This window comes from Intestinimonas sp. HCP28S3_D6 (assembly GCF_052065695.1).
Taxonomy (GTDB): domain Bacteria; phylum Bacillota; class Clostridia; order Oscillospirales; family Oscillospiraceae; genus Intestinimonas.
Genome location: NZ_JBQHTM010000035.1, coordinates 31,625 through 42,053 on the forward strand (window position 1 = coordinate 31,625; position 10,429 = coordinate 42,053).

The 10,429-nt window shown below is 58.0% G+C and carries 8 protein-coding genes; 4 read left to right on the top strand and 4 right to left on the bottom strand.

Annotated elements, in window-relative coordinates:
- Positions 1–94 precede the first annotated feature (94 nt).
- Genes ACTNBK_RS11890 through ACTNBK_RS11905 form a run of 4 tightly spaced genes read left to right on the top strand, consistent with a single transcriptional unit; the run spans position 95 to position 4,640 of the window.
- Positions 95–2,209, top strand: coding sequence for a chemotaxis protein CheW (locus tag ACTNBK_RS11890; RefSeq protein WP_441146357.1), 2,115 nt, complete (start codon positions 95–97; stop codon positions 2,207–2,209).
- An 18-nt stretch (positions 2,210–2,227) separates the two neighbouring features.
- Positions 2,228–2,707, top strand: coding sequence for a chemotaxis protein CheW (locus ACTNBK_RS11895; RefSeq protein WP_441146343.1), 480 nt, complete (start codon positions 2,228–2,230; stop codon positions 2,705–2,707).
- A gap of 22 nt (positions 2,708–2,729) precedes the next feature.
- Positions 2,730–3,554: a CheR family methyltransferase gene (locus tag ACTNBK_RS11900; RefSeq protein ID WP_441146345.1), complete on the top strand. Its 825-nt coding sequence runs from the start codon at positions 2,730–2,732 to the stop codon at positions 3,552–3,554.
- Between the two features lie 36 nt (positions 3,555–3,590).
- Positions 3,591–4,640: a protein-glutamate methylesterase/protein-glutamine glutaminase gene (locus ACTNBK_RS11905; RefSeq protein WP_441146347.1), complete on the top strand. Its 1,050-nt coding sequence runs from the start codon at positions 3,591–3,593 to the stop codon at positions 4,638–4,640.
- Positions 4,641–4,692: 52 nt separating this feature from the next.
- Here ACTNBK_RS11905 and ACTNBK_RS11910 read toward each other — a convergent pair whose 3' ends face one another.
- The 4 genes from ACTNBK_RS11910 to ACTNBK_RS11925 all read right to left on the bottom strand — a co-directional run bounded on the left by ACTNBK_RS11910 (position 4,693) and on the right by ACTNBK_RS11925 (position 10,190).
- The gene (locus ACTNBK_RS11910) at positions 4,693–5,511 is read right to left on the bottom strand and encodes a PHP domain-containing protein (RefSeq protein ID WP_441146349.1); all 819 of its coding nucleotides are present in this window, start codon (positions 5,509–5,511) and stop codon (positions 4,693–4,695) included.
- A gap of 13 nt (positions 5,512–5,524) precedes the next feature.
- On the bottom strand, positions 5,525–6,670 hold the full coding sequence (locus ACTNBK_RS11915; RefSeq protein ID WP_441146351.1) for an adenylyl-sulfate kinase: 1,146 nt from the start codon (positions 6,668–6,670) through the stop codon (positions 5,525–5,527).
- 10 nt (positions 6,671–6,680) lie between these two features.
- A complete protein-coding gene (locus ACTNBK_RS11920; protein WP_441146353.1) occupies positions 6,681–8,687 on the bottom strand; it encodes a hypothetical protein in 2,007 nt (668 codons plus the stop codon).
- 294 nt (positions 8,688–8,981) lie between these two features.
- Positions 8,982–10,190, bottom strand: a complete 1,209-nt coding sequence (locus ACTNBK_RS11925) for a flagellin N-terminal helical domain-containing protein (protein ID WP_441146355.1) — start codon at positions 10,188–10,190, stop codon at positions 8,982–8,984.
- Between the last annotated feature and the right edge of the window lie 239 nt (positions 10,191–10,429).

Below are 10,429 nucleotides of genomic sequence, written 5' to 3' on the forward strand. Positions count from 1 at the left end.
CCCGGCCACATTTTATGCCGGGGGTGACTTAATCTTTTCAAAAACTGGTCGATAGAAAAGCAGTAGTAACATGAAAAAGGAAGGATTTTTGCTTATGGGTACGGGCAACGACAGTATTTTGGAAGCGTTCCTCTACGAGACCAACGGTCTCCTGGAGCAGCTCGACAGCATTGTGCTTGCCGCAGAGCAAGAGGATACCTTTTCCGACGAGGATATCAACACGATCTTCCGCATCATGCACACCATCAAGGGCTCCTCAGCCATGATGGAATACGATTCCCTCATGACCATCGCCCACCGTGCGGAGGACCTTTTTGCCATCATCCGGGACAAGACCATTTCCGTGGTTCCCGAATCCCTCCGGCCGGAACTTTTCGATCTGCTTTTTCAGACCATCGACTTTTTCCGCCAGGAGATGGATCACATTGAAAATGATCAGCCCCTAACTCAAAATATCGACAGTCTCCTGCAAAAGATTAATAGTTTCATCCAACAAATCTCCCTTCCCGCCGGCGACGGGGCGCCTGCCACATCCGGCACAGCCGCTCCGGCCGGCACCCCTGCCGCACCAGAGAGTACCAGCGCCCAAGCCGGCTTCCCTTACTCCCTCCAGGTCTTCTTTGACGAGGGCTGCGGTATGGAGAACCTCCGGGCCTTCATGCTGGTCACCTCCATCCGCGAGATCTGTGGCGAGGACGACTTCACCTTCTCCCCGGAAGGCGTGGATCACGACCCCTCCACGGCGGCTCAGATCGTGGAGTCCGGCTTCCTTCTCTCCTTCCGTAACCAGTCCGACCGGGACAACGCCATCCATGTTGTCACCGGGGCCGGTTCTGTGAGGACCTATCAGGCCATCGATCAGCCCCAGCCGCCCACCCCGCCGGCGCAGGCGCCTCAACCGACACCTGAGCCGGCTCCCGCTCCCGTTCCCGTTCCTTCACCGGCTCCGACACCGGCTCCGGCCGCCAAGCCAGAGCCGGCCACTCCGGCCCCCAGTCAGCCGGCCGCTAAACCGGAAGGGAACACCCATCACAAGGAGAGCCTCATCAGCGTCAGTCTCAGCAAGCTGGATGAGCTGGCCGCAGTGGTAGGTGAGATCGTTATCACCGAATCCATGGTCACCGGCTCCCCCGATCTGAAGGGCCTCAAGCTGGACAGCTTCACCAAGTCGGCCCGGCAGCTGCGCAAGCTCACCGACGAGCTCCAGGATGTTTCTATGTCCCTGCGGATGGTCCCTGTCTCGGCCACCTTTCAGAAGATGAACCGCATCGTCCGCGACATGTGCAAAAAGCTGGACAAACAGGCAAAGCTGGTCCTCATCGGCGAGGACACCGAAGTGGATAAGACCATCGTGGACAGCATCAGCGACCCCATCATGCACATCGTCCGCAACTCCATGGACCACGGCATCGAGGAAAATGTTCAGGACCGCATCAACGCTGGGAAGGACCCGGTGGGTGAGATCATCCTCTCTGCCCGACACACCGGCAGCGAGGTCATCATCGAGATCAAGGATGACGGTCAGGGCGTCAACTATGAAGCTACGCTTAACAAGGCCCTTCAGAAAGGGCTGGCCCTGCCCGGCGTGGACTACTCCCACAAGGACATCCTCAACTTCCTGTTGGCCCCCGGCTTCTCCACCAACACAGAGGTTACAGAGTTCTCCGGTCGAGGCGTGGGCATGGACGTGGTCAAGCAGAACGTGGAAAATGTGGGTGGTACCGTGGTCATTACCAGTGAGCCCGGCAAGGGCATGACCACCACCCTCAAGATCCCCCTCACTATGGCCATTATGGATGGCATGGAGGTATCGGTGGGCAAGTCCATCTTTACCATCCCCATTCACAATATCCGGCAGTCTTTCAAGATCAGCCAGTCGGATCTGGTCCATGATGCCACCGGCGGCGAGCTTTTCAAGTGTATGGGCAGCTTTTATCCGGTCGTCCGGATGCGGGACCTCTACCGCATCGACGGCGGCTACACCGAAGTGGAAGACGGCATCCTCATCTGGCTGGAGGCCGGAGAATCTTCCTACTGCCTGTTCGTGGATGAGCTTCTGGGAGAGCAGCAGGTGGTGGTAAAACCGCTGCCCAGTTACCTCAACAGCTTCAACATCAAGCGCAGCGGGATCGCGGGCTGTACCATCTTGGGCGACGGCAACATCAGCATCATTCTGGACGTGAGCAACCTCTATACGCCTGTCCAGTGATCCACAGGAGGCTTTGTAATGGAAGAAGATCGTGTTTTTTCCGCCCCCGAGGAGGCGCCTTCCTCTAATCTGAAGAGTGCAGAAACGGCCGAAGCACAAAAGTATCTGCTGTTTCTCTCTGGCGACCTACTTTTCGGTGCCGGCGCGGAATATGTGGTAGAGATCATCACCAATCACCCCATCACTGCCCTGCCCCTGGTCCCTGAATATGTCCGGGGCATCATCAACCTGCGCGGGCAGATCATTCCCATCGTGGATATCCGGCTGCTGCTGGGCCAGGAGCCGGCGGAGCAGAACTGTATCATCATTCTTAACATCAACGACACCATGGTTGGCATCTTGGTGGACACGGTACAGCGGATGCTAGATGTACCGGTCAACACTCTCCTTCCCTCCCCCAACCACGATCAGCAGAAGTTGGTCTCCGGCATGTGTTCCCTGGGCGACGGTCAAACCATGCTGGTCTTTGATTGTCCTCAGCTGCTGGCACAATCCTGACGGAAGCGAGGCAGACGCACCAATGGACGACCTTTTCCATGACCTGACCGTCTCGGACCAGGACTTTCAGCGCCTGGTCCAGTTCATGCAGAAAAATTACGGTATCGATCTGAGCAAAAAAAAGACCCTCATTACCAGTCGGCTTTCACACGCTCTAAGAGAGCGCGGATATACCTCTCTGGAGCCATTTCTGGAGCGGCTCTTTTCTCGCCGGGACCCAGAGGATGTAGAGCTGATTCTCAACAAGCTTACTACCAACTATACCTATTTTCTCCGGGAGCCGGACCACTTCACCTATTTTCAAAAGACCATCCTGCCTGAGCTGGAGAAGCGGCACCAAAATGACCACGTCCTCTCAATCTGGAGTGCCGGCTGCTCCAGCGGCGAGGAACCATATACCCTATCAATTTATTTGAAAGAGTATTTTGGCTCCAAGGCCGCACAGTGGGACACCCGGGTTTTGGCCACCGATATTTCCCAGCAGGCCATGGCCAAGGCCAAGGCCGGACTTTACCATGTGCCAGCTGATATGCCCAATGAGTGGCTGAAGCGGTATTTCACCTTTGATAAGGCCACAGGGATGTATGCCGTTGGGCCAACCATCCGGAAAAATGTGATCTTCCGGCCCTTCAATCTTATGGACCCTATCCAGTTCCGGCTAAAATTCGATGTGATCTTCTGCCGGAATGTGATGATCTATTTTAATCAGGAGACCAGGGATGCCCTGGTCCATCGCTTCTACGACGCCATGCACCCGGGCGGCTACCTCTTTGTGAGCCACTCGGAGTCTCTGGGGCAGGACCCAAAATTCCGGTTGGTAGCCCCCTCCATCTATCAGAAGAAGTGACCGGTTGTTGTCCTGTCCAAAAGGAAGGATCAATTTATGTTCGCCAACAACAATCCCATCCGCGTGCTGGTGGTGGATGACTCCATGGTGGCCAGGAACCTCATCACCCAGGGATTGGCGTCCCATCCCCGCATTCAGGTGGTGGGAACCGCTATCAACGCCACAGATGCCAAGAATAAAATTGCCCGTCTTTCTCCCGATGTGGTAACCATGGATGTGGAGATGCCTGGGATTAACGGCATTGAATTTCTCAAGCAATACTTACCCACACATCCGATCCCCGTTATCCTCGTATCGGCACTGGACTTGCGGGTATTTGACGCCCTGGCTGCCGGCGCAGTGGATTTTGTCCGCAAGCCTGACGGCACCGAAAGTGTATCCTCATTTATCCACGCCCTCTCTCAGAAGATCATTGTGGCCTCCTGCGCCAAGGTCCACCGGGCGACCCGTGCAGCAGCAGCCAGCGCCTCCCGCCCCCCGATCACTCCCCTGGGCAACAACCACGCCTTGGACAGCACCATCATCGGCCTGGGCGCCTCTACCGGCGGCACTGAGGCCACTCTGGAGGTCCTCAAGCGTCTGCCCGCCGACATTCCAGGCATGGTCATCGTTCAGCACATGCCGGTCGGATTCACAAAAATGTATGCCGATCGGCTCAACCGTCTGTGCCAGATGGAAGTCCGTGAGGCCATCAACGGGGACGAGATTCACCGGGGCCTGGCCCTCATCGCCCCCGCTGATCTACAGATGCGCGTGGTGCAGCTGGGCAGCCGTTATACCGTCTCCTGTATGCCCGGCGAAAAGGTCAGCGGTCACCGTCCCTCGGTAGACGTGCTCTTCTCCTCTATGGCTAGCGCGGTCAAGTGCCACATGGTCGGCATTATTATGACGGGCATGGGACGGGATGGTGCCAGCGGCCTTCTGGAGATGCGCAAGGCCGGCGCCTACACCATTGGCCAGGACAAGGAGTCCTGCGTGGTGTATGGCATGCCCTGCGTGGCCCATGAGATCGGTGCAGTCACCGTACAAGCATCCTGTGAGAACATTTCCAGTGTGCTGATGACCCATCTAAAGACATCCAAATGAATAAAAGGAAATGCCCCGGGCTTCGTGCCCGGGGCATTTCCTTTTATTTATTTCAGCGTTCCAACAGCCAGTCCGTCTCCAGGCGAACGGGACATATCTGAGTGTCAGGCCGAACCTGTTCTCCATGGAAATCACTGCCGGCACTGACGTGGAGCCCATACCGCGCCGCCAGAGCCAGGTAGGTCCGCACCATCTCCGGCGTATGCCGGGGATAGTGACATTCCAGGCCATCCAGGCCGCTTTCCTTGAGCCAGCGAACCGTCTCCTCTAGCTTTTCCTCCGAATAGCCCAACTGATACGGGTGAGCCAACACCGCCAAACCGCCAGAGCGATGTATGGCGTCGATACAGGTCGGGGCATCCGCTTTAAAGCGCTCGATGCGCTGGTACTCATCGGTGTCCAAGTAGCGGTCAAAGGCCTCCCGGACGGAAGACACGTAGCCGTGGCGGAGCATGACCCGGGCAAAGTGGGGCCGAGCAATCAGGTCGCCTCCCGCCAAGTCCTCCACCTCAGCTAGGTCGATATGGATACCCTTCTCGGCCAGAAAGTCCACGATGCGGTATTTTCGCTCATCCCGGCCTGCTTTCAACTTTTGACACAACGTCTCCAGGGCAGTACTGTCTGCCCCGAGTCCCAGTCCCAGAATGTGCATATGGCGATCTTCCTTGGCGCCCAGCTCCACACCCCGGAGAACGGTGATATTCTGGCTGGATGCCGCTTCCACCGCCTCCGCCACACCATCAAGGGTATCATGGTCGGTGAGGGCCAGCAGGGAAACCCCCGCCGCCACTGCCTTGTCCACCAGTGTGGCTGGGGAGTATTGTCCGTCAGAGGCGGTGGAATGAGTATGCAGATCCACCAGTTGTATCATGATTCACACCTCATTATTGTGGTTTGATCGCTACGACTCTGATCACCGGCGGATCATCGTTTCCATAGGGAGCAAATCCGGTCTGTTCCTTGGCGTATTCCACCCGGAAGCCGTACTGTTCCAAACTCTTGGTGAGCTCATTGAGAACAATAAACCGGCGGTAGTGGTTGTCATAGAAAAAGGCGTTGCGTTCCACGGGCTGTCCCTTACCGTAGAGGGGATCGTGAACGCTGCGGACTTCAATGAAGAACTTTCCGCCAGGTCGCAGCGCCTGGAACATGGTCTGCAAGAGGAGGGATTCCTGCTTCTGGTTGATGGCATGGATGGTAAAGCGGCTGTAAGCGTAGTCGTAGGCGCCGGGCTGATGGGCAGGGTGGCTAATAAAATCGCCGCAGAGGAAACGGGCGTTGGGCACCTGCTGCTCCTCTAGCATGTGGATGGCAGAATCGGAGAGATCCATGGCCACCACGTTCAGGCCCAGCCCGGCAAAGTAGATGGCATCCCGACCGTTGCCGCAACCCAGATCCACCAGGGCCTTTCCCGGCTCCACCAAAGTAGAGACATACTGGGCAAAAGGGGAGGGCTGGGTGGAGCACACCCTGTTCTGATAGTACTGGTTCCAGTAATCGGTGTTATCGATGGGATCTTCCACAATGTTGGGATAAAAGACCCGCTCAATCTCCTCCACCTGCTCCAGCGGTGTGCGGTTACCGTCGTTCTGGACGACCAGGTCGGGGGACTTGGGTTCGTCAAAGGGCAGGTCCACTCCCACCACATTGTGTCCAGCGGTATACAGGCCCTTCTGGTTGCGCTGGATGAGGGTCTCTTTTTTGACCCGGATATAGATTTCCTTGTAATTTGGAATATGCTCCCGGTTCCAGCGGCGCACAGTGTCAAACATGGCGATGGAGCAGCACACCACGTCGATACCCTGGTCGGAGAGCAGCCTGCACACCCGGAAGATCCGGCCCGCCCAGCGCAGGCGCTCATCGTTGGTGTAGCCCACATCCTCGCCGAAGGCCAACCGGATTTCGTCCCCGTCCAGATAGACCGCATTGGGCTTGGTGTTTTTGAGCCGCTGGTAGAACAGGCTGCCCACGGTCGTCTTCCCCGCCCCAGACAGGCCGGTGAAAAAGTATACGGTTCCCTTGTGTTCCATGTCCTCCTCCTCAGTGATACAGCGGCTGTTCCAGCAGCGCCGGATCCAGCTCCAAAAGGGGCATGAAGTTCAGCGGCGCGCCGTTTTTGTTGACGAACCGCAGCCCCCGCATCAAAACGCCTGCGATCTCCCGCCGCTTGGCCGCCATGTTTTCCCCGATCTCGGTCAAGATCTCCCGCCGCCGCTGTTCCGGGTCCTCCCCCTCGAAAAACACCCTGTGCTCCATCGCCTTTTTATAGGAGGCCAGGATCAGGTCCGTGCAGCCGTGCAGCCTGCCGACCAGCGCGTTCATCGCCTCTTCGTCCATGGGCGCGCCGTCGTAATACTGAAAATCATAGCCGTAGCGCCGGTATACGTCTCCCATCAGATACTCCAGATACACCCGTTCCTCCCGGCCCAGGTACTCCTCATAGGTCCGGTAGATGGCCGCCGGGTCAAAGCCCCGGTCATTTCCCTTCAAAGACTCCGGGTCCCGCTCGCCGTTGCGGGAACAGTAGGTCATGCTCTTCGTATAGGGTAGGTCCAAAAAGGCTGCCAGGGCGGTGAAGGTGGCTTTCGGATTCAGCTTGCCGTCCTCAAAGCGGACCAGCACCGAATCCTGAAACAGCCGGTCCTGCCAGTCCACCATGTAGTTCCGGTTCAGGACCCGTTCGGTGAGCTCGTCGGGGATTGTCAGCGGCTCCTGGCCCGGTTTCCACTCGTCAATCTGGCGTTGCATGAATCGCACACACGCCCCGGTGGAGGTGGTGGGACGGCGCAGGGGTGTAAACGTTTTGATATACTTGAAGCCCTTGAGGGGGGAGAAGTCCCGCAGCTCCTGATACTCCGGGGAGTCCAGCACCGCCCGGTTCTGGTCGTTCGCGCCCAGAGTGCAGTGGTAGTTGTGGAAGTGGGGTTGGAAAAAAATAGATGGAACGATTCGGGCAGCGGGGTCCAGGTTCCGCAGATCCGCCATAGCCAGATAAAGGGCCACGAAGATATCCTTGTCCGTCCGGTCCCGCATCCGGCTGAGCTGATTCGCCAGCCGCTGGGGCTTCTCCAGATCCCCGTCACCGATGACGCTGTCAAAGGTGATCGTTCCGCCGCTGCTGAGGAGCTGTCGGAACTTCGATACCTGATCCCGCAGATGGTAGAGCATTTCTGACTCCACCGCAATCAGGTTGGGATGGTTGTCAAAAATCTCGTTGAAAAAGTCGCCTCCGTTATGGCTGGAGAGCTGGGTGTGCCAGATCAGCCGGTGGATCTCCCGGATGCCGACGGGCTTGACGGGATACTGGCTGTAATCCATGCCGAACCGGGCCTGGAAGTCGATGGGGTACTGGCTGATCTCGTCTCCGATCAGGAAGACCAGCTTCTCCTCCTCCAGCAGGGGCCGTAGGTTCAGGACCTGGAGATAGGCGCAGAAGATCCCCCAGTCCGTGTAATGGAGATAGACGTGGTTCTCCCGGCCCACCCACTCGCTTTTCCGCACATTGTCCCGGAGGTACTCCAGCTCATACTGGGAGTACACATCCGCCGCCAGTACGGGCTTGTCCAGGTTTTGGAAGAAGTTTCGGCTGACCACCGGGTGCCGGAGGTCCAAAGGCTCCCCGAAGGTCTCCGTCTCTACGGTAAAGGGGATGTAGCGCTGGTCGTCGTAGGGGTAAAAGCGGAGGGGCAGCTCCTCAAAAGCGGGAAAGTCCTGCTGGAAGCAGTAGGGATATTTGCGCAGCAGGCGGCAGTTCTTCTCGTATCGGCTCTTCAGGAGTTTGATGTTGGGCTGGTAAAAAGCCTGGGTCATCAGCTCCAGCAGAGTTTCCCGCTGGAAGCCCCGGCGGTAGAGGGAGCGGAAGGCGTCATAGGCCACCTTGTAGTTCCCGCCGTTTTCAAACAGGTAAAGGGCGGCCTCCAGTTCTGTCTCCGGCTGGCGGCCCCGGGCGTCCGCCAGAGCCAGGGTATAGGCCGTCACAGCGTGGCTCCGCTCTCCCAGCTCCGCCATCCGGCGGGCGATGTCCAAGGCGGTTTGTTCCTTTGTCATAGTTCCTCCCTGTCTCAGCATAGAAAAACGGGGGCCGGGCGCAGTGCCCGGCCCCCTTGTGGTTGCTGTGAAAGAACAACTGCTCCGGATTACTGCAGCAGCTGCAGCACGCCCTTCGTCGGCGCGGACTTCGAATCCCTTGCTTCGCCGCAGGCGGCAAAGCTTGCTCTCTCCGTCGCGCCTCCTCTCCCCACCGAACCCGCTTCGCTGGGCTTCGGCGGGGCTCCCCGTGCCCCAGGGCGGGGCAGCACAGGAGGGTTCGGGAGCGTGCAGATGCTCAGCCAACACCAGAGCTTACTGGAGCAGCTGCAGCACGCCCTGGGGCACCTGGTTGGCCTGGGCCAGCATGGCCTGGGCGGACTGGATCAGGATGTTGTTCTTGGTGTAGGCCATCATCTCGTCGGCCACGTCGGTGTCGCGGATGGTGGACTCGGCATCCTGGATGTTCTCCTGCATGACGGACAGGTTGTTGATGGTGTGGTCCAGGCGGTTCTGGGTAGCGCCCAGGGTACCGCGGACATCAGAGACATAGTTGATGGCGCTCTTGATCTTGTCCAGAGCCTTGGCAGCGCTGTCCTGATCGCCGATCTTCATATCGGTGAGGCCCAGAGCGTCCACGTGGCAGTCCTTGATGCCCACCTTCAACTGGTTGAAGCTGTCGGAGGTGTCGCCAATCTGCAGAGTGAGGGGCTTACCCTGATTGGGCTGAGCCGTACCAGTAGACTTGGCAAGGGAGGTCCAAGCCTGTGTTCCATTCGTAACGCCTGTGCCAGTAATGGTAGCGTTCTGCACGGACTTCATCATATCCTCGCTTACACCGGTGCCGCTGGTCTTAGCCTTTGCCAACAGGGCCTGAATGTCCGCCGCAGAATACTCCTTCCCCTTCTGCAGAGAAATAGTAACTCCGCCCTTTTTAACTACGACGCCCTCCTTGCCGGCAGAAGAAACAGCAGCCAGAGAAAACTTCAGCTCAGAACGGGTGCCGTCCTCAGCGAACAGAGAGTCCGCCACAATGCTCACATCCACGCCGGCCTTAGCGGAAGCGGCAGCACCATTGATCTTGGTGGTGCCATTGGCAGCCATAGAGCCGTCCAGCAGCTTGATGCCATTGAAGTTGGCGGAATCGGCGATACGGTTGATCTCGCTCTTGAGCTGATCGACCTCCTTCTGGAGCTGCTTGCGGTCGGTGCCGTCCTCAAAGGTACCGTTGGCGGACTGCTCGGCCAGCTCATACATGCGGTTAAGCATGTCGTGGACCTCGGTCAGGGCGCCTTCGGCGGTCTGCACCAGGGAGATGCCGTCCTTGGCGTTGTCCTGGGCCTTGTCCAGGCCGGTGATCTGGGCGCGCATCTTCTCGCTGATGGCCAGACCGGCAGCGTCGTCACCGGCGCGGTTGATCTTGTAGCCGGAAGACAGCTTCTCCAGGTTCTTGGACAGCGCGGAGGTGTTGTTGGTGTAGTTGCGGTAGGCATTCATAGCCATGATATTGTGCTGAATACGCATAAAAAATTCCTCCTTGAAATGTCGGACAAGCTCCATCTTGTCCCTTCAAGGTATTCCCGCCATCCCCCGCAGGCCTTCACAGGGGGTGACTGGAACCCTTACATTCCTTATATCGTCAGGCCCGGAGACAAATTAACACTTTTCCAAAAATTTTTCTGCGCCGGACAAAAAGCGCCCCCGGGGACCCAATTTCCCCCCGGGCGCTTCCCGGCTCGGCCCGGGTTCAATACATGTGCGCG

What these genes read in the sequence shown, in the direction of transcription:
- ACTNBK_RS11890 (WP_441146357.1), top strand. Translation starts at nt 95, where the DNA reads ATGGGTACGGGCAACGACAGTATTTTGGAAGCGTTCCTCTACGAGACC.
- ACTNBK_RS11895 (WP_441146343.1), top strand. Translation starts at nt 2,228, where the DNA reads ATGGAAGAAGATCGTGTTTTTTCCGCCCCCGAGGAGGCGCCTTCCTCT.
- ACTNBK_RS11900 (WP_441146345.1), top strand. Translation starts at nt 2,730, where the DNA reads ATGGACGACCTTTTCCATGACCTGACCGTCTCGGACCAGGACTTTCAG.
- ACTNBK_RS11905 (WP_441146347.1), top strand. Translation starts at nt 3,591, where the DNA reads ATGTTCGCCAACAACAATCCCATCCGCGTGCTGGTGGTGGATGACTCC.
- ACTNBK_RS11910 (WP_441146349.1), bottom strand. Translation starts at nt 5,511, where the DNA reads ATGATACAACTGGTGGATCTGCATACTCATTCCACCGCCTCTGACGGA.
- ACTNBK_RS11915 (WP_441146351.1), bottom strand. Translation starts at nt 6,670, where the DNA reads ATGGAACACAAGGGAACCGTATACTTTTTCACCGGCCTGTCTGGGGCG.
- ACTNBK_RS11920 (WP_441146353.1), bottom strand. Translation starts at nt 8,687, where the DNA reads ATGACAAAGGAACAAACCGCCTTGGACATCGCCCGCCGGATGGCGGAG.
- ACTNBK_RS11925 (WP_441146355.1), bottom strand. Translation starts at nt 10,190, where the DNA reads ATGCGTATTCAGCACAATATCATGGCTATGAATGCCTACCGCAACTAC.